22 protein-coding genes are annotated in these 24,422 nt (G+C 51.2%); 5 read left to right on the top strand and 17 right to left on the bottom strand.

Translation table 11 applies throughout. From position 1 onward, the window contains the following. Window positions 1–119: 119 nt before the first annotated feature. Entirely contained in the window at window positions 120–1,028 is a 909-nt protein-coding gene (locus tag BQ7367_RS07355; RefSeq protein WP_072524848.1) for an Abi family protein, read from the bottom strand. A gap of 259 nt (window positions 1,029–1,287) precedes the next feature. Here BQ7367_RS07355 and BQ7367_RS07350 point away from each other — a divergent pair, with 259 nt between their 5' ends. Further along, window positions 1,288–2,502, top strand: a complete 1,215-nt coding sequence (locus BQ7367_RS07350) for a DUF6070 family protein (RefSeq protein ID WP_072524847.1) — start codon at window positions 1,288–1,290, stop codon at window positions 2,500–2,502. A 113-nt stretch (window positions 2,503–2,615) separates the two neighbouring features. Next, a complete protein-coding gene (locus BQ7367_RS07345; RefSeq protein WP_072524846.1) occupies window positions 2,616–2,894 on the top strand; it encodes a type II toxin-antitoxin system HicB family antitoxin in 279 nt (92 codons plus the stop codon). Window positions 2,895–2,917: 23 nt separating this feature from the next. Here the strand turns inward: BQ7367_RS07345 and aspS are convergent, their stop codons facing one another. From aspS to BQ7367_RS07320, 5 genes are read right to left on the bottom strand one after another with little or no spacing between them, the layout of a single operon-like run. Continuing rightward, window positions 2,918–4,708 carry an aspartate--tRNA ligase gene (gene aspS / locus BQ7367_RS07340; protein ID WP_072524845.1) on the bottom strand — a complete coding sequence of 597 codons (1,791 nt, stop codon included), beginning with the start codon at window positions 4,706–4,708 and terminating at the stop codon, window positions 2,918–2,920. Continuing rightward, the gene (hisS, locus tag BQ7367_RS07335) at window positions 4,701–5,951 is read right to left on the bottom strand and encodes a histidine--tRNA ligase (protein ID WP_072524844.1); all 1,251 of its coding nucleotides are present in this window, start codon (window positions 5,949–5,951) and stop codon (window positions 4,701–4,703) included. The genes aspS and hisS overlap by 8 nt, the downstream gene beginning before the upstream one ends. Continuing rightward, window positions 5,942–7,462: a coproporphyrinogen dehydrogenase HemZ gene (hemZ, locus tag BQ7367_RS07330; protein WP_072524843.1), complete on the bottom strand. Its 1,521-nt coding sequence runs from the start codon at window positions 7,460–7,462 to the stop codon at window positions 5,942–5,944. The genes hisS and hemZ overlap by 10 nt, the downstream gene beginning before the upstream one ends. Before the next feature lie 25 nt (window positions 7,463–7,487). Continuing rightward, entirely contained in the window at window positions 7,488–8,111 is a 624-nt protein-coding gene (locus tag BQ7367_RS07325; RefSeq protein ID WP_072524842.1) for an MBL fold metallo-hydrolase, read from the bottom strand. 27 nt (window positions 8,112–8,138) lie between these two features. After that, window positions 8,139–10,442: a RelA/SpoT family protein gene (locus tag BQ7367_RS07320; RefSeq protein WP_072526130.1), complete on the bottom strand. Its 2,304-nt coding sequence runs from the start codon at window positions 10,440–10,442 to the stop codon at window positions 8,139–8,141. A 315-nt stretch (window positions 10,443–10,757) separates the two neighbouring features. On the opposite strand from BQ7367_RS07320, the gene BQ7367_RS07315 reads away from it, so the two are divergent. Next, complete coding sequence (locus tag BQ7367_RS07315; protein WP_072524841.1) at window positions 10,758–11,696, top strand: D-2-hydroxyacid dehydrogenase; 939 nt, start codon at window positions 10,758–10,760, stop codon at window positions 11,694–11,696. Window positions 11,697–11,700: 4 nt separating this feature from the next. On the opposite strand, the gene BQ7367_RS07310 is transcribed toward BQ7367_RS07315, so the two are convergent. The 11 genes from BQ7367_RS07310 to BQ7367_RS07260 form a co-directional block, all read right to left on the bottom strand. Beyond that, window positions 11,701–12,237 (bottom strand): aldo/keto reductase, encoded by a 537-nt coding sequence (locus tag BQ7367_RS07310; protein WP_072524840.1) that lies wholly within the window; start codon window positions 12,235–12,237, stop codon window positions 11,701–11,703. Then, entirely contained in the window at window positions 12,230–12,421 is a 192-nt protein-coding gene (locus tag BQ7367_RS14810; protein WP_072524839.1) for a hypothetical protein, read from the bottom strand. Before BQ7367_RS14810 ends, BQ7367_RS07310 begins: the two co-directional genes overlap by 8 nt. A gap of 20 nt (window positions 12,422–12,441) precedes the next feature. Further along, on the bottom strand, window positions 12,442–12,996 hold the full coding sequence (locus BQ7367_RS07300) for a hypothetical protein (RefSeq protein ID WP_083588899.1): 555 nt from the start codon (window positions 12,994–12,996) through the stop codon (window positions 12,442–12,444). Window positions 12,997–13,040: 44 nt separating this feature from the next. Continuing rightward, window positions 13,041–13,661, bottom strand: coding sequence for an NUDIX hydrolase N-terminal domain-containing protein (locus BQ7367_RS07295; RefSeq protein ID WP_072524837.1), 621 nt, complete (start codon window positions 13,659–13,661; stop codon window positions 13,041–13,043). 34 nt (window positions 13,662–13,695) lie between these two features. Beyond that, on the bottom strand, window positions 13,696–15,408 hold the full coding sequence (recJ, locus tag BQ7367_RS07290; RefSeq protein WP_072524836.1) for a single-stranded-DNA-specific exonuclease RecJ: 1,713 nt from the start codon (window positions 15,406–15,408) through the stop codon (window positions 13,696–13,698). Window positions 15,409–15,546: 138 nt separating this feature from the next. Beyond that, complete coding sequence (locus BQ7367_RS07285) at window positions 15,547–17,943, bottom strand: protein translocase subunit SecDF (protein ID WP_072524835.1); 2,397 nt, start codon at window positions 17,941–17,943, stop codon at window positions 15,547–15,549. 46 nt (window positions 17,944–17,989) lie between these two features. Next, a complete protein-coding gene (gene scfB, locus BQ7367_RS07280; RefSeq protein ID WP_072524834.1) occupies window positions 17,990–19,384 on the bottom strand; it encodes a thioether cross-link-forming SCIFF peptide maturase in 1,395 nt (464 codons plus the stop codon). A gap of 128 nt (window positions 19,385–19,512) precedes the next feature. Further along, complete coding sequence (gene scfA / locus BQ7367_RS07275) at window positions 19,513–19,656, bottom strand: six-cysteine ranthipeptide SCIFF (RefSeq protein WP_072524833.1); 144 nt, start codon at window positions 19,654–19,656, stop codon at window positions 19,513–19,515. 79 nt (window positions 19,657–19,735) lie between these two features. After that, window positions 19,736–20,122, bottom strand: coding sequence for a TIGR04086 family membrane protein (locus BQ7367_RS07270; protein ID WP_072524832.1), 387 nt, complete (start codon window positions 20,120–20,122; stop codon window positions 19,736–19,738). 109 nt (window positions 20,123–20,231) lie between these two features. Next, window positions 20,232–20,774: a stage V sporulation protein T gene (gene spoVT, locus BQ7367_RS07265; RefSeq protein WP_072526129.1), complete on the bottom strand. Its 543-nt coding sequence runs from the start codon at window positions 20,772–20,774 to the stop codon at window positions 20,232–20,234. A 102-nt stretch (window positions 20,775–20,876) separates the two neighbouring features. Further along, window positions 20,877–22,508, bottom strand: a complete 1,632-nt coding sequence (locus BQ7367_RS07260; RefSeq protein WP_072524831.1) for a Na/Pi cotransporter family protein — start codon at window positions 22,506–22,508, stop codon at window positions 20,877–20,879. Window positions 22,509–22,704: 196 nt separating this feature from the next. Between BQ7367_RS07260 and BQ7367_RS07255 the strand changes: the two genes are divergently transcribed. Both BQ7367_RS07255 and BQ7367_RS07250 read left to right on the top strand, forming a co-directional pair. Beyond that, window positions 22,705–23,346, top strand: coding sequence for a phosphate propanoyltransferase (locus BQ7367_RS07255; RefSeq protein WP_072524830.1), 642 nt, complete (start codon window positions 22,705–22,707; stop codon window positions 23,344–23,346). Window positions 23,347–23,428: 82 nt separating this feature from the next. Further along, on the top strand, window positions 23,429–24,346 hold the full coding sequence (locus tag BQ7367_RS07250) for an AEC family transporter (protein ID WP_072524829.1): 918 nt from the start codon (window positions 23,429–23,431) through the stop codon (window positions 24,344–24,346). Window positions 24,347–24,422 lie beyond the last annotated feature (76 nt).

The following is a 24,422-nucleotide window of genomic DNA, read 5'->3' as shown; positions in this document are numbered from 1 at the left end:
TTATTTTTGTTTTTAAAAATGGCGAAGTGCTTATCGCAGCACTCCGCCGAAAGCCTAACCGGTTTGAGCATAAATGCTTGGTCAGGTCTGCTTTATTACTATATTCAGTATAATCGATTTTAAACACTTAAATGCACTTTCCAGTCTGTCGGCAAATTCATTGCTGTAGGACAGATTACGCTGCTATTCTTTTGAATCAGTTTATCAAATTCGTCTGCAAATATTGTCCATTCCTGATCTGATGATCTCAGATATTTCATTGCCAGTAAAATTTGATATAACCCGTTATGTGTCGGCGGAGGTGTGATTTTATCCACATCGAGGATTTCCGGTGCAGTATGTATTGTCCGATTATAAATACGGGAATTATGAGCACACATATTACGCAATACAGAAACGCCCTGTACCCATGACGCAAACATTTTTTGAGATGGATTTACTAAATTCCCTTTTTTCGATCTATACCGGTAATTAGCTGCCAATATAGAATATGAACTGCCAATGCCTGTTTTCAAATTCTTGATTATCTTTGATAATGTCCCAAAAGAAAGAACTTCTACCGCTGCCCATACAGGAACTTCACCATCATGATTGTCAAAATTGTGTTTGATAAACACATCATTAGAACGGGCAATTTCTGATGCCATTGCAGACACATTCTTCCAATACAGTTTTTTCTCCTTAAAGATTGAAGAATCTTGTAAAATCAGCGCATCTCCATGTACAAGTAACGCTTCCACCAATCGTACTCTCAAAGCCACTTCAATTTTAGAAATCATTGAAAAAATCAACACAGATAATTCCTGATCGAACTGATACAGCTTTAAAATATCTTCAAATCTGGTCCCTGGAACATACTGTTTTGCAGCATTATCATATAGCTGAAACGAATATCCCCGTAAGCGATAAAAGCCAACGGATTTTAATGTTTTTTCTACCTCTTCACGGCAGGTAATTGTCATTCCCGCGTCAATATATGATTGTACCTGCTGTGTTATTGTTAATATTTGTTTTGGATATTGATACATAAAACACCCCCCATAAATGAAAAGTCCCACCGGGTTGCGCATGAAAATCAGAGGCGTGGTGGGTTCTGTTGTTATCATTATATAACTTTTATTTCGACTGTCAAGATTTCTTTTTGATTTTCTCCGTCTCCTGTGTCCGGAAATCCTGTACCTGTCTACTTTCCGTGGACAGAAAATCCCGCCTCTTGCCATCCGGCGGCAAATGGTATATCGTGTATGTGCGGACTTGCTTCAATCTGCCGCATACAAGGAGAAGGCAATGAAACTTTCAAAAAATATATCTGCCGCCATCCTGGCAGGCATCGTATTCCTCCTGCCGGGATGCGCGCCGCATTCTGTAGATACTTTGGATGAAAATTCCGAAATCACCCGGGAGGCCCGGACAGCTTCCTCCGATGAAGAGGAACTTTGTTCCGCTGCCCTGGAAGCCGGCAGCCTGTGTGAAGATATCGCTTCAGAGGCTCTGAAAAACGGCACTGCGGACACACTGAAAGCCAGAGAGGCAGTAGTATCCTGCCTTGGGCAAAACGGCTTCTGCGCCGCTGACACAGAGAATCAGATCAACATGGTCAACTCAGACCCAATGGAGGCATTCTGCCAGGCAGCCGGAAATGGGGAGTCCGGACAGGCGGACGTGATCCTTGTCATGGATGCCGGAAGTTTTGTCTACTATCGATTCCAGACCCAGGATGGCGCGGTGGACGTCCAACGGTGCACCTTCAGCCAGAACACCGATCCGAAAGCGGGATATTATGAGGCATTTACAGCAGAGGACTGGAGCTTTACACAACGGGGCTATTTCTTTTTCTCTCAGTACCGTATGCCCGGCTTTGACGGTCCGCCCAGGGAGACCGGTATCCGGATCATCTCACTTAGCCGGGACTGCCGGGAACTGACCCGGAAATACGCGGCTCCTGTGGGCTACAGCCTCAATAACATGCTGATCACGGACTGGAGTGAAGCAGACGGATACGGAGCCCTTAATTTCTACGATATGTATGATATCATGTACGAGATGAAATACGGGACGGTCCCGCCATATCCGTACACGTACACCGGCTCGGAATACGAGATCCCGGAGCAGGAGTTTGAAGACGTTCTTCAGACGTATCTCTCTGCCGGACCGGACACCATCCGGGCGAAAACCGTATACCATGCCGACAGCGGCACCTATCAGTACCGTCCCAGGGGGCTGGACGACGCGGAGGGTCTGTACGGGCCTTATCCGGAAGTCACCTCCTGGGAGGAACAGCCGGACGGCACTCTGAAACTGACGGTTGCCGCTGTCTGGATCACAGAATTTGACGACCAGGCCATCACCAGCGAACTAGTCGTCCGTCCTCTGGAAGACGGAGGATTCCAGTATGTGTCCAATCACGTGATTGAGACAAAAGAGGGGATCAGCGGAAAGTGGCATTCGCCCCGGCTTACAGAAGAAGAATGGAACCGGATCTACGGCTTGCCAAGTTCGTAATTTTATACTATACTACATCCTGCCGGGACAATGACTTTCTTCACATGATCCCGTCCCGGGAAACGCAAAAAAGCAGCATACAGAACCATGCTGCCAGACAAGGAGAATCTGTTATGAAATTCATATATCCCGCGGTATTCCGCAAGACAGAAGATGGAGCTTACCGGGCGTTTTTCCCGGATCTTGAATGCTGCGAGGCGGCCGGTGACACACTGGATGACGCCATTGACAACGCCAATGAGGCAGCACGGACCTGGATCACCGTAGAACTGGAAGAAGACGAACCGAACCTTCCCTATGTGTCTGATATCAGTGATATTGAGACAGAGGAAGGCGACATCGTCAGAAATATTTCTGTAAATATCCGCTTTTATGAAGGATGGGATGAGTAAAAACTCATCCCATCTCCTGTTTTCTATTTCTCCGCCGCGACTTCCAGTCCCAGTTCTTCCAGCTGTTTCTCATCTGCCGGAGTAGGTGCCTCTGTCATCAGACAGGACGCGTCTTTGATCTTCGGGAAAGCGATCACGTCGCGGATGCTGTCCTGTTTCGCCATCAGCATGACAAGGCGGTCCAAACCGTAGGCAAGCCCTGCGTGGGGCGGTACTCCATACTTAAACGCCTCGAGCAGGAATCCGAACTGAGTATGTGCCTGTTCTTTTGTAAATCCGAGCGCCTCGAACATTTTCTCCTGAATGTCGTTCTGATGGATCCTGACACTTCCGCCGCCGATCTCGTTTCCATTGAGCACGATATCGTAGGCTTTCGCGCGCACCTCCCCGAGTCTGCCCTGCTCGAGAAGAGGCAGATCCTCTTCCATGGGCATGGTAAACGGATGATGCATCGCGAGATAACGTCCCTGCTCCTCACTCCACTCAAACTGCGGGAACTCTGTGATCCACACAAAACGGAATTCATTTTTATCTAAAAGATCCAGCTCTTTTGCCAGCTCCACGCGGAGCGCTCCCAGAGAATCCCATACCACTTTATTCTTGTCAGCCGCAAAGAGAAGCAGGTCTCCCGGCTGCCCGTCCATAGCGCTGATCAGCGCGGACATCCCCTCCTCGCTCATGAACTTGGCAAAGGATGACTTCACCGTGCCGTCCTCCTGAAGGGCGATATAGGCAAGTCCTTTTGCGCCGTAATCTTTTACGAAAGCGGTCAGCTTATCGATCTTTTTCCTGGGCATGGAGCCCTGGCCTTTGGCGTTAATGCCGCGCACAGTTCCGCCATTTTCAATGGCGCCTGTAAAGACTCCGAACCCGCAGCCTTTTACTGTATCTGTCACATCAGTAAGTTCCATTCCAAAACGCAGATCCGGCTTGTCGGAACCGAAACGGTCCATGGCCTCCTGCCATGTCATACGCTGGATCGGAAGCTGTACATCCACGTCCAGCACCTCTTTGAAAAGCTTTGCAAGGTATCTCTCATTAACGTCAATCACGTCATCCACATCCACAAAAGACAGCTCCATATCGATCTGTGTGAATTCCGGCTGGCGGTCCGCTCTTAAGTCCTCATCGCGGAAACATCTGGCGATCTGGATATAGCGGTCAAATCCGGAACACATCAGCAGCTGCTTGTAGAGCTGCGGAGACTGGGGCAGCCCGTAGAAGCACCCGGGATGCACACGGCTGGGCACCAGATAATCTCTCGCTCCCTCCGGGGTCGTCTTGCCCAGCATCGGAGTCTCGATTTCAAGGAAGCCTTCCTCAGAAAAGAACTGGCGGGTCAGCGTCATGACCTGGCTTTTCAGCATAAGATTGCGCTGAAGATCCGGTCTCCTCAGATCCAGATAGCGGTATTTCAGACGCACTTCCTCTTTCGTCCTGGAATTCTCCTCAATGGGGAAGGGAGGCGTCAGCGCCTCAGAAAGAACGCGCAGTCCAGTCGGGATGATCTCGATCTCTCCTGTGGCGATCTTGTCATTGACCGCCCCGGAACGCCTGCACACTTCTCCTGTCACTGCCACGGTATACTCTGAGCGCAGGGACGCCGCTTTTTCCAGAAGAGCCGGATCGGTCTTTCCTTCCTCACACACGACCTGTATGATCCCGGAGCGGTCGCGTACGTCCGTAAACACCAGACCTCCCTTATTTCTGTTCTTCTGTACCCATCCCATGATGGTCACGTTCCTGCCGATATCCGCCGCCGAGAGTTCCCCGCAGCGGTGGGTCCGTTTCAGGCCCTGCATTGATTCAGCCATTGTACACCTCCGTAATCTCTGTATATCCCTGTTCCGCAAGCTGTTCCTTCTGGAACTTCTTGTTCTTTTTCATATTCACGATCATGACCTGATTGCCGGACGCACGCTCCCTGCGCGCTTCTTCCAGCACGGAAAGCAGCTTATCCCGGGAGAGTTTCTTTTCCAGCAGGAAGGCTCTCTTCGGCCTGCTTGTGGGCACCTGATAGCCCCGCTCAAGAAGGAGCATCACGATACGCTCGAAGCCGATGGAAAATCCTACCGCAGGGGTGTCCTGTCCGGTAAACTTCCCGATCATCCGGTCGTAGCGTCCGCCGCCGCCTACACTGCCGCCGAACTCATCCATGGAGATCTCAAAGATGGTCCCCGTATAATAGGACATGCCGCGCACAAGCGTGGGATCAAAACTCATCCGGAACTCTGCCTCTTTTTCCTGCTCCACACAGGAGATGATCATTTCCAGTGAATCCGCCGCCTCAGGCGCGAGAAAGCCCTCCAGTTTCTCTTTACACAGGCGCACGCCCGCCACATCGTCCGTGATCTCCTGAAAAAGCTCCAGATACGTTTCCACCGATTTTTCCGCATAGCCGTTCTCCTTTAACTCTGCCGCCACGCCGTCCATACCGATCTTGTCCATCTTGTCCAGGGTGATGAACACGCTGTCGTAATCTTCCTCTTGAAAACCGCTGAAAGCCGCCATTGCCTTCAGGATCCGCCGGTCATTGATGCGGATGGTAAAGTTCTGAAAATCCAGTTTTCCCAGAAGGGATGTGGTGGCCAGGATCAGCTCGATCTCTGCCAGATTGGAGGGTTCACCCAGAATGTCGATGTCACACTGCATGAACTGACGGAAACGCCCTCTCTGAGGCCGGTCCGCGCGCCATACATTTCCCATCTGCAGCGCCTTGAACGGAGAGGGAAGCTCATTGGCATGATTGGCGTAATAACGGGAGAGTGGAACTGTCAGGTCATAGCGCAGACCTCCGTCCACCAGATCTGCCTCCTCCCGGGCCTGATCGATCTTCAGCTTCTCTCCCCGCTTTAAGATCTTGAAGATCAGCTTCTCGTTGTCCCCGCCCTGCTTGCTGCAGAGATTCTCAATATGCTCCACACAGGGAGTTTCAATGGAACAGAATCCGAAAGACTTGTAGGTCTCTTTGATCAGTCCGATGACATAATCCCGGATCTCCATTTCAGCGGGCATCATATCCTTCATGCCGGTGACCGGCTTCTTTTTCAGTGCCATAACTGTTCTCCTCTCATCTCTTCCGCCGTGTTTCCAAGACATGCCGGGAATCCGGCGCGGTGCTTCCGCTCTGTCATTTCGTCCACCCGGCTGATATACTCCAGAATATTCTTCACATTTTCCACATGGACAATGTCGATCTGCTTCCCCTGTTCTGTCCGGACAGGATCTTTCAGCAGGATCTTCGTGGACGCGCCTGCGCCTGCCCCGAGGATCGTCTGCTTTTCTTCCATAATCAGTATATTGTATATTCCCGCTTTGTCAAGTTCCGCGTAGCCCACATTCTCAAAATTCCCGGCGATATTCTTCTGCCGGTACAGGTAATACGGCGCCAGTCCCATCCGCGCGGCGCTGTCCGCCGCGTCGTCCACCATCCTTGAGATGTCGGTGTGCAGATCCATGGTCCGCCCTTCCTGTCCGAACCGGGCGGCACGCTTGATGGCAAGGGAATGGACCGTCAGGCTGTCCGGCCTCATGGCTTCGATCTGCCGCAGTGTATCCTGCATGTCCGCCACCGTCTCCCCGGGAAGTCCGGCGATCAGATCCATATTGATATTGTCAAATCCCAGGCTCCGGGCAAGAGCAAATGCCTCTCTTACGTCGTCTGGCGTATGACGGCGTCCTACCAGATCCAGCGTTTTCTGCTGCATGGTCTGGGGATTGATGGAGATCCTCGTCACTGGAAATTCTTTCAGAACCGCCAGCTTCTCCTCTGTAATGCTGTCCGGCCGGCCTGCTTCCACGGTAAATTCCAGTGTGCTTCTAAGGTCAAAACTGCCGGTCACCGCCTCCAGCACCCGCCGGATCTGTTCCGGCTCAAGGACCGTAGGAGTGCCGCCGCCGATGTAGACCGCATCCGGCCCCCAGCCGGCTGCCAGCCTCCCCAGTTCCTCCAGCTCCCTCACCAGTGCGTCCAGATAGGCATCCACCTGGTCCCTCCACTGATCAATCGGGGAGGAGCTGAAGGAGCAGTAAGAACATACACTCGGGCAGAAAGGGATCCCCACATAGAGACTGAATCCGCCCCGGGGATTCATCCGGGAGAGAAGCGCGTTTTCTCTCAGCGCTACCGCATAGCTGAGTTCCGCCTTCTCTTCGCTGACAAAATATTCCTCCTGAAGGAACTGTGTGATCTCTTTTTTGCTCTTTCCCTGTTCCAGCATCCGTGTAGCCAGCTTGGTCGGCCTGACGCCGGTGAGCGTGCCCCAGGCCAGGCCCCGGCCTGCTGCTTCTGAAAGAAACCGGTAAACCCGTCGGGTCACTTCCCGTTTCTCCTCCTGGGCCCGTTCCTCCAAAGTCAGCGTCCCGAATCCGGAAAACGCGGGATTCCCGCTCTCTGCCAGCTCTTCCTCTGCAAGGGAGAAGCAAGACCCTCCCGGAAGTGTCAGTACTACAAGAGGTTCTTGCTTCTCATCTACCTTCTGCTGGATTTCCTCGGCCGGAAAAAACGCTTTCGTAATATGGTATACATTGTAAGTAAACTTATTCCTTTTGCATGTGATCTGAATCATGATCTCCCAACCTGATCTCCCCGGTTTACACAAAGGGGTTATATTTCTTCTCGTATCCGATGGTCGTCTCTTCCATATGTCCCGGATACACTTTCGTCTCATCCGGAAGCACAAACAACTTCTCCCGGATGGACCGGACGATCTGAGCACCGTCCCCTGTGGGAAGATCCGTGCGCCCCACAGAGGCGCAGAACAGCGTATCCCCGCTGAACAGGGCATTCTCCTTTTCCAGATAGTAACAGCAGCATCCGGCGGTATGCCCCGGGGTGTGCAGCACCTGAATGGTCATTCCCGCGATCTCCAGCGACTGCGCGTCCTTAAGATACTCTGCCCCGGAAAAGGTATATGCCTTCCCAAGCATGGACAGGGACGCGTTCAGCTCTGCGTCTTCCAGCAGCGCCTTCTCCGTCTCATACGCATAGACCGGAACCGGAAATTCCTTCAAAAATCCGTCCAGCCCCATGATATGGTCAAAATGTCCGTGAGTCAGGAGAACCGCCTTCACTGTAAGCCCTTCTCTCCGGATATGTCCCGGCAGCTCCGGGGGACACGCCGCCGGATCTACCAGGAAACACTCCCCAGACTCTTCATTTCTCACGATATAACAGTTGGTGCCCACCGGCCCCAGCACAAATTTCTCTGTCTTCATGCCACTGCTCCTGTCTGATATTCTCATTTAACCCGTTGTCCGCTCGATGTCGATCACGCTTTCCACCTGGCGCAGCTTCTCGATCACGCTGTTAAGTTCCTCCCGTCCCTGTACGATAAATCCCATGTCGATCGTCGCGGTTCCCCTTTTATTCGTGCGGATGTTCATAGACTTCACATCGATCTTCGCCTCTGTAAACACCCTGGTAATATCCATAAGCAGTCCCTGCCGGTCGCCGGCATACATCTTCAGCTCGGCCAGATACTGTCCTCCTCCTTCTGTCTCCACAGAATCCTCCCACTCCGCGTCAATGAGCCGCTCCCGCTCCGCGTCGGACAGATGCAGCATGTTTACACAGTCTGTCCGGTGGATGGACATCCCTCTGCCCCGGGTAACGAATCCTACGATCTCATCGCCTGGGACCGGATTGCAGCACTTGGAAAAACGTACCGCCATATCATTGATGCCTTTTACCACGATACCGCTCTTGGACTTGGCAATGTGGACTTTCTTACTGTTAGCCTCGGAGATCTTCTCCAGGATCGTCTCGTCAGTGATCTCTTTCTTGTGGTCCTTCTCATACTCTTCCACAAGGCGGTTCACCACCTGGCCTTCTTTCAGCCCGCCGTGCCCGATGGCGGCCAGAACCGCGTCCCAGTCCCGGAATCCGTATTTCTTCTGTACGATCTGCAGATATCTGGGCTTCAGAATATCCTGTAAGTTAATGGATTTCCCACGGCAGTAAGACACGATCAGTTCCTTCCCGCGGATAATATTGTCTTCCTTGAATTCCTTTTTGAACCACTGATTGATCTTGTTCTTCGCCTGGGTGCTTTTGACGATGTTCAGCCAGTCCCGGCTGGGTCCCTTGGAATTCTGGGAAGTCAGGATCTCGATCCTGTCTCCGTTCTGTATCTTATAGTCAATGTTGACCAGCTTGCCGTTGACCCGGGCGCCCACCATCTTATTCCCTACCGCGCTGTGGATCGCGTAGGCGAAATCCACCGGTGTGGAACCGTTGGGCAGGTTCTTCACATCTCCATTGGGCGTAAAGCAGTAGACATCCTCCGCGAACAGATCCAGGTCGCCTTTGAGCAGGCTTAAAAACTCCCGGTTATCGGACATGTCCCGCTGCCATTCCAGGATCTGCCGCAGCCAGTTTAACTTGGCCTCCTGAGACTCCATGCTCTTGGCCGCGTCCGCGCCCTCCTTGTACTTCCAGTGGGCCGCGATACCATATTCCGCTGTCTTGTGCATCTCTTCGGTCCGGATCTGGATCTCGAAGGGCTGTCCCGACGGCCCCATCAATGTGGTGTGGAGTGACTGGTACATGTTCGGCTTGGGCATGGCGATATAGTCTTTGAAGCGCCCCGGAATGGGCGTATACATCTCATGGATCACGCCCAGCGCCGCGTAGCAGTCCTTGACGGAATCCACGATAATACGCACCGCGAACAGGTCATAAACCTGATCCAGTGTCTTGTTCTGGTTTACCATTTTTTTATAGATACTGAAAAAATGCTTCACGCGGCCGTACACTTTGGCCTTGATATGGGCATTTTTCATGTGTGCCGACACTTCCGCCACGATCTGCTGGACGAATTCCTCCCGCTCGGTCTTCCGGGCGTTTAAATCCCGGACCAGCTGATAATACACATCCGGTTTCCAGTATTTCAAAGACAGATCGTCAAGTTCCGTCTTGATCTTGGAAATACCGAGCCTCTGGGCAATAGGGGCATAAATATCCATCGTTTCCCGGGCCTTCTCCTGCTGCTTCTCCGGAGTCATGAACTCCAGTGTGCGCATGTTGTGGAGCCGGTCTGCCAGCTTGATGATGATGACCCGGATATCCTTTGCCATAGCCAGGAACATCTTTCGCAGATTCTCTGCCTGCACCTCCAGCTTATCCTGAGAATAGCTGAGCTGTCCCAGCTTGGTGACGCCGTCTACCAGGAGGGCGACCTCTTCCCCGAATTCTCTGGTGACGTCATCCAGCGTCATCTCGGTATCCTCCACCGCGTCGTGGAGCATTCCCGCTACGATGGTCTCTTTATCCATTTCAAGATCCACCAGAATGATCCCCACCCAGAGAGGATGGATGATATATGGTTCCCCGGATTTTCTTACCTGATCTTTGTGGGCCTCTTTTCCCAGATTGTATGCCTTCTCGATCATGGAGATATCCGCCGACGGATGGTATTTTCTGACCCGGGCAATCAAAGCCTGGTAAAGCTGTTCCGGATCCTGATAGTCTTCCGGCGCTTTCACGGCATGGCCGTCCACGACTTCAAGATTTTTATTCAGCTGTTCATATTCCAGTGTTCCTGCCATACCGATCCCCCTTTCTGTCACACAGCGCAGCCCGCAGCGGCAATACAGAGCACATGCCGGCTTTGCTGACATTGTATCCTATGTATAAAAACCTTTTTACGTGAAAGGGATGCCGCCTGCAGCAGTGGGCATCCCGATGTGTTTAAGTATAGCATCATTTTCGTGATTTTCAAATATTTTTCTCCCTGTATTTTACAAATTATACAGAAATTCTGCGAAATTCTGTAAAAATATGCTATACTGAATCCGGATTTTATCCGTCCACAGATAAAAGGCCGGATAAAAAAACAGAAAAAGATCAGAGGAGATGCTCGTATGAAAATCGTATTTTTAGACGCCAAAACACTGGGCGATGACATTGACTATTCTCAGTTTGAACGTCTGGGAAAAGTGGTGAGATATCCCTTCACCTCCCCGGAAGAAGTCCCGGACCGGGCCAGGGAAGCGGATATACTTGTCGTGAATAAAGTACCGGTAAATGAAGCCACCATATCCACGGCCGGCAGCCTGAAGCTGGTCTGCGTCACGGCCACAGGCACCAACAACCTGGACAAGGACTACCTGGCGAAACGGGGGATCCAGTGGCGCAATGTTGCCGGATATTCTACAGAATGTGTGGCCCAGCACACCTTTGCCATGCTGTTCTATCTTCTGGAGCACCTCCGGTATTATGACGATTATACAAGAGACGGCCGGTATATCAATGACCGGATCTTCACCCACTTCGCAAGGACATTCCACGAACTTAAGGGCATGACCTGGGGCATCCTGGGACTTGGGGCCATCGGCCGGAGAGTTGCGGATATTGCCACTGCCTTCGGCGCAGAAGTTATCTACTATTCCGCGTCAGGGGCGCCGGCCCAGAAGGGTTATACCCAGACAGATTTTGACACTCTTCTGTCAAGATCTGACATTCTCTCCATCCACGCGCCCCTCAATGAATATACACAGGGGATCATGAACATGGAGGCTTTCCGGAAGATGAAGCCGCAAGCGATCCTTCTCAATCTGGGCAGAGGCCCCATCGTCCGGGAAGCAGATCTGGCGGAAGCTCTCAATGCCGGAGAGATCCAGGCGGCCGGCCTGGATGTACTGGACTTGGAGCCAATGGCGGCGGACAGCCCCTTCCTGTCGGTAAAGGATAAGGACCGGCTGCTCATCACGCCTCACATTGCATGGGCCGCCGTCGAGTCCAGACAGCGGCTGATGCAGATCATCGCGGGACAGATTGAAGAATTTCTGCGGCTGTCCTGAGCATCTAACACCCAAAATATCCGGCGATCTGCTCCATCCGCTTTGACTGTTCCACCCCGAACGGGCAGCGGCTGTCACAGTGGCTGCAGTACACACATTTCCCGGCGGCGTCAGCGGGAGCAAATGTCCCGATCACGGAATAGTCCCGCTCATTTACACTTCCGTTGGCATATTCCCCCTCCTGATAGTCATAGCCGGGATTGATGGAAAACATCAGCATATCCACGATCCCTTCATCCAGTACCCGGTTGACAAGCCGGGGCGTGTGGGAAGACAGACCGATATGACGCACAACTCCTTCTTCTTTCAGCCGGAGCAGCTTATCCAGCACGCCGTTTTTCCGGTACGTCTTCCAGTCTCCTTCTTCGTCCATACAGTGAATAAACCCATAGTCAATATAATCCGTCCTGAGCTGTCCCAGCTGCCAGTCCACCGAGCGCTTCACGCGGTCCGGATCCAGGCTCCATCCATATTTCCCGGTAGAGTAGTCCGCTCCGAAGTGGATCTGGTAGAGCATATCCCTGCGCACTTTTTCAAACACTTTTCCATAATAGCCGAAACATTCTGCAGCCCCCCGCGGCCATATCGATATAGTTGACTCCTTTTTCATAAGCCAGTTCCAGCGCCTGCACCGCTTCCGACTCCGTCGCGTCAGACAGATAGCTGGAACCGATGCCGATCACACTGATCCTGTCCTTTGTCCTCTGATTGATACGGTATTCCATCTGTCATTCTCCTTTTTCATTCATACATGCCGCCCGATATAGGCATCCGTGATCCTCATGATCTCTTCCAGGTTCTCCAGATCCTTCCGGACGTCCCCTGTCTCCATAGAGTGATCCGCCCCTTCGGTCAGGTACAGGGGGAATCCTCCCTTCCGGCATCCTTCCCGGACTTCTTCTGTCGCAACCCAGGAATCCGACGTGCCGTGAAAGACGATCCCCGGCTGTTTCATAAACTGAAAGGATGCCGCCACCGGCGTGTAATATACATTCCTTGTTTTAATCCCGTGCTTTCCCGCATAGGCAGAAGCCACAGCGGTTCCCACACTCTTCGAGATAAAGAGAATCTCTTCATATTCTGAAAACTCAACGTCCTTGAGCAGTTCCTCTGTCTGCTCAAGGGCGCTGAAAAAGGATGACTCCATTTTTTCTCTGGAACCTTTGACTCCTTTCGGGAAATTGCCGTAGGCTGCTTCCACGATCTCATACCCGTGGGACTTTGCCAGCTTTTTCCCATAATACAGAAGGGGTTTGTCTGTGTGATACCCGATACCCGGAAAAATAACCGCAAGTTTCATGCTGTCTCTCCTTCTTCCCAAAATTTCGCCGTCTGAACTGTCTGTCAGTCAAAAAACGGCTCCCAGTTCTCGCTCCGGTATGCCTCAAAACACATCTCGATCTGTTCCCGGTTATTTTTCTCCTCCGACAGCTCCGGCAGTTCCTCCAGTCCAAAATACCGGCTTTCTACAGTTTCTGTATTTTCCTGAAAGGATCCTCCCAGAACAGTACAGAGAACAAAGATCTTGCACACTTTATAAGCATACACCGGCTGATTGTGCTTTTCTCTGTCCTCCACCGCGATCACCCGGTCAGCAGATACTTTTAGCCCTGCCTCTTCCCGGACCTCCTTGATGACATTTTCCTTTACCGACAGATCCACATCCACCCAGCCGCCGGGAAGCGACCATTTCCCGTTTTTCTCTTTCACAAGCAGGATCTTATCCTCCTGAAAGATCGCGGCTCTGGTATCAATCTTCGGCGTCTGATATCCGATCTCACAGCAGAACAGATCCTTCACCTTATCCAGAGGGATCTCTGTTTTATACGCGAGCATCTCCGCTGCGATGTCCCGGATCCTCTGAAACCGCTCCCGGTCAAAATCATCCTTTACATAAAACAACCCGGCCTGGGCGATGCTCTGAAGCTCCACCGCCCACTGAAGCCACCGCTCGTTTTTCTCCATATATGTTATACCTCCTGTCTTTCTGCCATGTTCCTCACTGATAATTCACAATGGTCAGCTGCAGCGTTCTTTGTCCCATATATTCATTGATGGAGGGATAATATGTAAAGGACATGATCTTCTTTTCCTTCATAGCCTTCAGACAGGTTTCCACATCTCCGAAATATACCGCTTCCATCTGGCTGCCCTGTTCATCCTCCAGCCTGCATTTCAGGACGTTCCGGTTCTTTCCGAAGATCTGCGGACAGATCACCCGCAGATTCCGCTCCGCGAACAGTGGCCTGGGATTTCCTTTCCCAAAGGGTTCCAGAAGTTCCAGTTCCCGGATCAGTTCTTCTGTGATGTAGGGAAACGGGAGCCGCATATCGATGGACACTTTCTCCTGAAGGTCTTCCTCCGTCAGGTCACAGAGCGCATTGATGGTTTCCCGGAAACGCCGGACATTTTCCTCTTCCAGAGACAGGCCTGCTGCCAGCCTGTGGCCTCCGAACTTTGTGAACAGCGCCCTGCATCTGCACATCTGCCCGAACATGTCATAGGCCTCGATGGACCGTCCGGATCCCTTTACGCCTTCTTCTGCCTTCGTAAGAACAAAGACCGGACGATAGTATCTCTCCCGGATCCTGCCCGCGATGATACCCGCGATACTCTCATGGCAGTCCGGAAGATAAATGACCAGCACCCGGTCATCCTTCAGAGACGTAGTCTCGATCAGCTCCACGGCCTTGGCCACGCCGCGCTCTGTCATCTCTTTCCGGCTGTCATTGAGCGCTTTCAGATCCTCCGCCAGCATCACCGCGTCCCGCCGCGTCCGGGCATTCAGCAGCTCCAAAGCCCGCTTTGCCGTATCAAGCCGGCCGCTGGCATTGATGCACGGGCCCAGGATGAATCCGATGTGATAGGCGTTCAGCCGCTCCACATCGATTCCGGTACATTCTATAAGCGCCTGCAGACCTGGATTCTGGGTCCGTTTGAGCATCTCCAGACCCTGTTTTACAAAGATCCGGTTCTCCCCTGTCAGATCCATTACATCACCTACTGTGGCAATGGCTACATTTTCCATAAGGTAGTCCACATCCTCCGGATCCCGCTGCATTACATTAAAGAGCGCTTCCACCAGCTTGTACGCCACAGCTGCCCCGCACAGCCCTTTGAAAGGATATCCGCAGTCAGGCCTGTGGACATCCACCACCGCGTCCGCCTGAGGGATCAGATATTCTTTTTCTCCGTCCATATCAATATAGGGGACTTCGTGATGATCTGTGACGATGATGGTCAGTCCGTGGGCCTTCCCATAGGCGATCTCATCTGTGGCCGCGATCCCATTATCGCAGGTAATGATTGTATCAATGCCGTCATCGATGGCCCGGTCGATCAGAGCCCGGTTCAGGCCGTATCCATCCTTTATCCGATCCGGAATATCTGTATCCACATCCGCTCCCAGACCGGAGAGCCCTTCCTGGAGGATATAGGTGGCGTTAACTCCGTCGATATCATAATCTCCGATAACACGGATCCTTTTTTCTTCCCGTATCTTCTCGGACAGGATCTCCACAGCCCGGTCCATATCCTTCATGAGCATCCCGTCATACAGATCAGCGATCGTCCCGTTCAGATAAAAATCTACAGCTTCATTGCCGATGATGTCCCGGTTGCGGATCAGACGGGCCAGGATCGGAGATATGTGATATGTTTCCGCGATTGCGTTGAAATCCGCCTTTTTCATGGTGATATACCATCGTTCCATCTCGTGTTCCTCCTATATCTTTTATGTATACCATCAATCCCGGCAAAAGTAAAGATGATGCAGACAGAGCGCCCGTACCGTTCCCGGTACGGGCGCCCATTTTATCGTCTCTTCTCTCTCTGTTGAAGGAGATTTGTATCAGCTGTTCTTTTTTACATTCTTTGTATAACGCTTTCCGCCACGTTCCTTTCCTTTCGTCTGTCCTCCCCGGGCATTCTGGTCAGACGGCTCAGACTGTTCTTCCACCTTCTCCTTTACAGCGTCGGACGGGATACGGGCTGGGGCTGCATCCACAGTGGCAGCTTCCTTCCGGCCTTTTGTCTTCATCACATACCAGAGCGCCCCGGTGATACATACCGATGAATAAGCTCCGCATACAATACCCACCATCAAGGGAAGGGCGAATTCTTTGATGGAACTTACGCCCATTACATAGAGTACCGCTATCGTGATAAAGGTTGTCAAAGATGTATAGATACTTCTTGTAAGTGTCTGGGTAATGCACCGGTTTACCAGTGCTTTCAGGTCTTCTGTCCCTCCCTTTACCTTCAGCTCCTCACGGATCCGGTCAAAGATGACGATGGTCGCGTTGATGGAGTAACCGACAATGGTGAGCATACAGGCGATGAACGTATTTCCCACCGAAACTCTGGCAATTACATAAAAGGCCAGAACTACCAGCACATCATGTACGAGAGCCAGCACCGCGCTGGTAGCGAACCGGATATCTTTAAACCGAAACCAGATATAGAGCAGCATACACAGAGTAGCCAGGATAACTGCCACGATCGCGTCTGTTCTCATCTCGGAGCTTACCGTAGCGCTGATATTTTCCGTTGTGATCTCTTCTGTCACACCGTACTCATCCTGCATATAAGTCTCAAACGCCGTTCTCTTCTCCAAATCCAGTGTCTGGGTCTTAAACACGACCTGGTTTGTCCCCTCCACTGTCTGTACCTGGATATTATTGTCCCCGGTAATTTCTTCCAGATCAGGCACCATTTCGGTGTCAATCTCATCCAGAGTATAGGCTTTGTCAAATGTCACTGTAGTTGTAGAACCTCCGGCAAAATCCAGGCTGTAGTTCATGGCCCCGACGCCGCGGGCACTGTTGATCCCCATCCCCACAAAGCCGCTGAGGCAGGCAATAATGGAAATGATAAAGAATACCCTTCTCTTCCCGAGGAAATCGATGGGCCTCCTCTGAGGCCGGATCTTGCCGTATACTTTTGGATTCCGGATCCCGATCGCATAGAAGGAATAGATGACCAGTCTGGTCACCACAAGAGCCGTGAACATGGACACCACGATACCCAGAGCCAGGGTCTGGGCAAAGCCGCGGACCGGGCCGCTGCCCCGGAACCACAGCACTGCCGCCGCGATCAGGGTCGTAATATTGCCGTCCAGGATGGCTGACATCGCCTTGTGGAACCCTGCCTTCAGGGATGCCTGCACTGATGCCCCGGCGGACAGTTCTTCTCTTACCCGGGCGAATATGATGACATTGGCGTCTACCGCCATCCCGATACCCAGGATGATACCGGCGATACCCGGCAAGGTCAGAGTGATATCATAAGCATTCAGCAGCACAAGGATCAGGCCTGTATAGAATACTAAAGCTATGCTGGAAGCAAATCCGGGAAGCAGGTAGACGAAGCACATGAATACGCACACAAGCGCGAGCCCGATGGCTCCGGCCATAAGACTGGTGCTGATAGCTTCCTCTCCCAGCTGAGCTCCGACTACTTTCGAGCTGATTTCTTCCAGTTCCACATTGAGACCGCCGATACGAATAGTAGACGCGATATTGGAGGCCTCTTCATAGGTCATATCAGAACTGGATATCTGGGCCCTGCCATCGCTGATCGCCTCTTCTACGTTGGGCACACTGATGAGATCCCCGTCATAGTAAATGGCAATGCTGTCATTTCCCGCTTCCACCGCTTCCTGTGTAGCCGCCGCAAAGGCTTCTGTCCCTTCGTCATTGAGGGTCAGCTCCACAACATACTCTGTCTTCTCTGTCTGCTGGGCTGTCGTGGCGCCCGCGGACGCATTCTCCACTTCTGAACCGGTCAGAACAATAGAATCACTCTCCTGCAGCTCCTCTATCGTCTTATTCAGCACATATCCGTCAGAGCCCAGTGTATAGTTTTCATTTCCGTCACTGTCATAATGTTTGATAAAGTACAGAGAACCCGGCTGTCCCAGTTCCTCCAGGATTTCGTTGGCATCCTCCACTCCCGGGATCTCGATGTTGATGCGGTCGTCACCTTCCTGGTATGCCTGCGCCTCCGTACTGTACTGTTCCACGCGGCGCTGCATCTTGTAGACCGTATCATCCATGTCCTCCTGCGACGGAGTATCGCCTTTCACCCGGTAGGTGATGCTGACTCCTCCTTCCAGATCCAGACCCAGATTGATGTTTCTGGCCGCCCCCATACCGTAGGAATTCAGGCCCCGGATCGTAGTCACTCCCAGCAGCGCCATAAATGCCGCCACCAGGATCAGGCTCAGTATACCTCTGCTCTTTTTCATGACATTAACATTCCTTTCTGCTCTTCTGTCTCTGCCGGGATCCGTTTTACCGGTCCGCCAGGGCAGCTTTTATCATTATCGCGCATTCGACGCGTTTGCGCTCCATCTCACAGCTCACTTCATAGGTGTCATTGATGGTGTGATGAAATTTGTAAGCGTTCGCCATACAGCCTCCGCTGCAGTAGAACTTCGCGAAACATCTTCGGCAGCTCTCTTTGGAATATACGCTGCAGGCCCGGAATTCATCGGCGATCTCCGGCCGGGTGATCCCCTCATCTACATTCCCCATAAGGAACTCTTCCTGGCCTACAAACTGATGGCACGGATAGAGATCCCCCCAGGGTGTCACAGCCAGATACTCCGTGCCGGATCCGCACCCGGACAGACGTTTTGACACGCATGGCCCGCCTTCCAGATCGATCATAAAATGGAAGAAAGTAAAGCCTCTCCCGCTCTTTTCCCTGTCCACCATGATCCTGGCCAGCCTGTCATACTCTTCAAAAATTTTCGGCAGGTCTTCTTTCCTGATGGAATAAGGATCTGTATCCTCTCCCACTACCGGCTCTATCGATATCTGCTCAAATCCCAGATCAGCAAAATGCAGCACATCATTGGAAAAATCAAGATTCTCTCTTGTAAATGTCCCTCGTATGTAATATTTCTGCTGGTTCCTGCTCTCGGCCAGCTTCTGAAATTTAGGTACGATCAGATCATAGCTTCCTTTTCCGTTCCGGAAGGGCCGCATCCGGTCATTGACTTCTTTCCTCCCGTCAAGACTTAAGACCACATTGTCCATCTCCCGGTTTAAAAACTCCTGAACTTCCTCATTCAGCAGCACGCCGTTGGTGGTCAGTGTAAAACGGAAATGTTTGTCATGGATCTTCTCCTGTTCCCGGCCATAGGCCACCAGATCTTTGACGGTCTGCCAGTTCATCAGAGGCTCTCCCCCGAAGAAATCCACTTCCAGGTTCCTCCGGTTTCCTGAATTCGCGATCAGGAAATCCAGCGCCTTCCTTCCTATTTCAAAGGTCATCAACGCGCGCCGCCCATGATACTCTCCCTCCTCCGCGAAACAGTATCTGCAGGCCAGATTACAGTCGTGGGCAATGTGAAGGCACAACGCCTTCACAACAGTTTTTCTCTGCTTTACCTCATCGATATAGTCCTCATAGACATCCCTGGCAAACAGACGGCCCTGCTCTGCCAGCTCAATGACAGCCTCCAGGATATCCCGGACATCCTCTTCGCTGTATGTATCCCCCAGTTCTTCCGACAGATAAGCCGCTGTCTGAGGATCCTTAAGTGTGTCCGGCGTATGGAACTCATTCTGTCTTTCCAGGGCCCCGATCACATCATACGCGGCCTTGTCCACTACATGCACGGAACCACTGTTGACATCGAGTACGATGTTATATCCATTGTTCTGATACAAATGTATCACAAAAATACCTCTCTTTCGTTTTCCAGACGTAAAAGCAGGGATTTTCGCCTGTCCGGTCAGACAAGCATAAGGCAGCGGCTTTCATGACCGCTGCCTTTTCCCCTTGTTTTCTTGTAGATGCGAGTCTGTTATTTTCTGTTCTCGCAGGTCTGATTTCCTACAGTGCAGGATGTCTTGCATGCTGACTGACATGAGGTCTGGCACTCTCCGCATCCGCCCTTTTTCACTGTATTGTTCAAAGTCTGTGTATTTAATGTCTTAATGTGTTTCATGTCCTGTCCTCCTACTCTTCTGAACATTGCACTTGTGATATTATAGCACAACATCCCTCGTTTTAAAAGCCCTTTTTTCTCAGGCGATCATGCCTCCCAGCATGCCGCCTCCCGCGCACAGGAGGAATGTAGTCAGCAGACTGACCGGCTCTGACTGCAGGGAATGGTACACACCGAGCGAGATAAGGAGCAAAAGAACAAAATATAGGATCCCGGTAAGCAGGCCCCACAGGAATTTTCTCGTTCCGGTCATCTTTCCTATGACGAATCCGCCTGCAAATGTAGAAATCACATAAATAAGGATAATGCCGGCATTTACGTTTTCTTCGCTGAGCCCCACTTTGTAGAGCAGTACCGTCAGTACAAGGAGCATGATCCCGGTTACGATATAAGCACAGAGGAGCGATTTGATCATCCTGAGAACGATCTGTTCAATTTCCTGCCTGCCGCCTGCGTTTTTCTCCATATTTCTATCCTCCCGAATCCAATTTGAGATCGTCTTTTCGGACGTTGTCCCGGTTGTAAATACTATGTTTGTCCGGAAGGATTTATGACAGATTCCGGGAACTTGTACTTTATCCCATCTGTCTTCCCAGAAAATCAGCCGCGCTGTAAGCTACTCTCTGCTCTACTTCTCCGAATTTCTTTTTTTCATCTTTATTTAAAAGTATCACGGCTCCGATCACATCCCCTTCGCAGATTATGGGACAGATCGCCTCATCTTCATACTCTTTCATCTCTGCCGTGATCCGGATATATTCTTCCCCGCCTTTTTTTGCCAGGATCTGCTTCCGGTCTTTCAGTATAGTTTCAAGCTCTCTTACGATAAACTGGTCCTGAAGTTCCTTTTTCCCGCTTCCTGACGCGGCCACCACCTGGTCCGTGTCTGTGATGCACACCGTACATCCCAGCGTCTGAGATAAACTTTCCGCATACAATTTGGCCAGCGTTCCCAGCTCCCCGATGGGAGAATATTTTTTCAGGATGATCTCCCCCTCGCGGTCTGTAAAGATCTCCAGAGGATCTCCCTCCCGGATGCGGAGCGTTCTTCTGATCTCTTTCGGGATGACGACACGTCCAAGGTCGTCGATCCGTCTGACTATTCCTGTCGCTTTCATAAAAAAATTCCTCCGTTTTACAAATATCTGCATAAACTCGTTATTTCTGTCAGTAAATGTAGTATCTGTAAAACAGAGGATTTTATTCATTTATCTGTATTCCTACTGTACCATCTCTCTGTATTCCTGCGCGATATTCAGCGCGTGATCTCCCATACGCTCAAAGTCTGTCAGTATCTCAGAAAATACGATCCCGCTCTGAGGATTACACTTCCCTTTCTTCAGCCGCTGCATCTGTTTCTTAAAATATTTGTCCCGCATGTCGTCTGTCTTCTGTTCGATGACCGCCGCGTCACTTAAAACTCTCTCCGCGTTCTCGGCTGTTACATCCTTCAGATTATCCAGAGACGCGATACACTGCTGTTTCATCTCCGCCAGTTCCTCCAGCACAGTGTCGGAAAATTCGAGATTCCATTTCTTCATATCATCCGCATACTCCGCCAGGTTAGTGGCATGATCGCCGATCCGTTCCAGATTGGTAATGATCGAGTAATATCCGTTGATCTTTCTTGAATCAGCCGCATTGGTCTCCCCTGCCATAAGAGAAACGATATATTCGGATATTCCCTTGTTCAGATAGTCAATATATTCTTCCCGCTCCGCGATCTTTTTCCGTGATTTTTCATTATATTTGATCAGTGTGTCAAACGCGTCTGCGATATTCTTCTCTACCATTTCCCGCATTCTTGCCACTTCATCTTTTACCTGTGAGACAGCTACCGCGCTGTGGCCGATGGCATAAGAAGACTCGAAGGGCCGGATATATTTCATCTGAAGTTCTTCTTCGTCTTTCTTCTTGCTGTCCGGCAGGATATGTACCGCTGCCTTTGCCATGTAAGTCCCGAAAGGCAGAAGGATCAGTGTTGTCACAATATTAAATATCGTATGCGCGTTGGCGATCTGAGCCACCGGATCTCCCGGAGTCAGGGCCTCTACCCAGGTCACGTAAGGCGTGAGCATACAGATCGTTGTAAACAACATTGTTCCGATAATATTAAACATCAGATGGATGATAGTCGTACGTTTGGCGTTGACCTTTGTACCGATAGAAGCCAGCACCGCGGTGATACATGTTCCGATATTCTGGCCAAACAGCACATACACCGCGCTTGACAGCGGGATCATACCTGTGGCGGCCAGTGCCTGAAGGATTCCCACCGACGCCGAAGAAGACTGGATAATGGCTGTAAACACAGCACCCACCAGAATCCCCAGAAGCGGATTGCTGAACTGTGTCATTAGATGGATGAACGTCTCGGATTCCTGAAGCGGCTCCATTGCGGCTCCCATCATATCCATTCCCATAAACAGGATGCCAAGTCCTGCCAGGATACTGCTGACATGATGAACTTTCTCATTTTTAACAAACATCATCGCGGCCACGCCAAGGATCGCGAATACCGGGGCTATCGCTCCAATATCAAGGGCAATCAGCTGCCCGGTAATGGTCGTCCCTATGTTGGCTCCCATAATCACCCACACCGCCTGCCGCAGTGTCATAAGCCCGGAATTAACAAAGCCTACAACCATGACTGTCGTGGCGGACGAAGACTGGATCACCGCCGTGATGCCCGCCCCCACAAGCACTCCTTTTATTCGGTTGGAGGTGAGCTTTTCCAGAACGGACTTCATCTTGTCTCCGGCAGCGGCTTCCAGTCCTGTGCTCATCATCTGCATCCCGTACAAAAACAGCGCCAGCCCTCCAAATAATGAGAGTATATCTGTTATTCCCATCCCTTTTTCTCCTTTGCATATTATTAACGCACTATTCTAAAATTATCATGCGTCTTTATAGCATGTCAACAAAATTTTACATGATTTTTACGTTTTCTTAACGCGCCTGTCCTCAAACGGGTGATTTCGGAGAGAAATGCATTGAAATGCCCACTTTATTCTGCTAAAATCTAGTCTGTAAGGAGTGGAACGGACTATGAGTTTAAAAATACCGATTGAGACATCAGCCAGACATATCCACATTACAGAGAAAGACTTTGAAACACTATTCGGCCCTGGCGCAAAGCCTACTTTCGCGAAAGAATTAAGCCAGCCCGGTCAGTACGCGTGCAAAGAACGCCTGACGGTCGAGGGACCGAAAGGAAGGTTCGAAAAAGTAGTCATCCTGGGCCCCTGCCGGAAAGAAACTCAGGTGGAAATTTCCGTGACTGACGCCAGGAGACTGGGAATCAAAAGCGTCATACGCCAGTCCGGAGACCTGGAAGGCACACCCGGATGTACCCTGATCGGCCCCAAAGGCAGACTGGAACTCCAACGGGGAGTAATTGTCGCGAAACGGCATATCCATATGACTCCTGTGGACGCGATCCGCGCCCATGTCAAAGATAATGATATCGTCTTTGTCATTACTACAAGCTATGAGCGATCTCTTATTTTTTCTGACGTGGTCGTACGGGTCAGCCCCTCCTACTCCCTTGCCATGCATGTAGATACGGACGAGGCCAACGCTTTTGCCAACGAGGACAATCCTACGGGAGTCATCCTCAAACTGTTCAACGGACATACCTACAGCCTCCAGTCCTGGGCAGAAGAACTCGAGGCCGGGATCCACCGATAAGTTTCAGGAGACGACACAGTTTACCGGTTGTCCGTATGTTCTGGCTGTTCCTGTCATGTAATGAAGAAAGGAAAACAAACTCATGTTTATACTGATCTTTGAGCAGTTGGTAAAAATGTTCTTTATCATGCTGCTCGCATTTTTATGTTACAGGGTGAAGATCGTAAATCAGGAAGGAAACCGTTCCGTCTCAAATCTTCTCCTTATGGTAGTCAATCCCTGCGTGATCCTCACCGTTTACCAGACTGAATATGACCCTCAGCTGGTCCGTGGACTGCTTCTGGCTTTCGCGGCAGCGGCGGTCTCTCACGTCCTGGCCATCGTCGTTTCCACTCTTCTGATCCGTTCCGGCGGACATCCGGACTACTCAATTGAACGGTTCAGCGCGATTTATTCTAACTGTGGTTTTATCGGCATACCGCTGATCGGCAGCGTACTGGGGGACAACGGGATCTTCTACCTGACAGCATATATTGTCATGTTTAATCTTTTTTCATGGACCCACGGCATCATTCTGATGGAGAAAAAATTCTCTGTAAAAGGACTGAAGGAGGGTCTGCTCTCTCCTATGTTTATCGCTACACTCGCTGCTGTGATCCTCTTTTTTCTGCAGATACGTATCCCCGGGGTACTGGTGGACGCCATGGACTACGTGGCGGATATGAACACGCCCCTTGCCATGATGGTGGCCGGTTTCTCGGTGGCTCAGTCTGATCTTTGGAAAATGCTGCGCAGGGCGCGCCTGTATTTTGTATCCGTTATTAAACTGCTGATTATACCGATCCTTATGATTCCGTTCCTGATGCTCATGCGCCTGCCGCAGGATGTGTCCATTTCCATGCTCATCGCCACAGCATGTCCTGCCGCTACTTCCGGAACCATGTTCGCGATCCGGTACCGGCAGAATTATACATATGCCTCAGAAATATTTGCTTTCTCCACTGTTCTGTCCATGGTCACAATTCCCCTGGTCGTAATGACCGCGGAACGCCTTCTCTGACATATACAAAATCTGCCGGGCTCATGCCCGGCAGATTTTGTTCTGTTTTCTTTTCCACCTCTTTCTATTCCCGCGC

Source organism: Clostridium sp. Marseille-P3244 (assembly GCF_900120155.1).
Classification (GTDB): Bacteria; Bacillota; Clostridia; order Lachnospirales; family Lachnospiraceae; genus Mediterraneibacter.
Note: the sequence above shows the minus strand (reverse complement) of the source record. Positions and strands in the feature narration are given on the sequence as shown.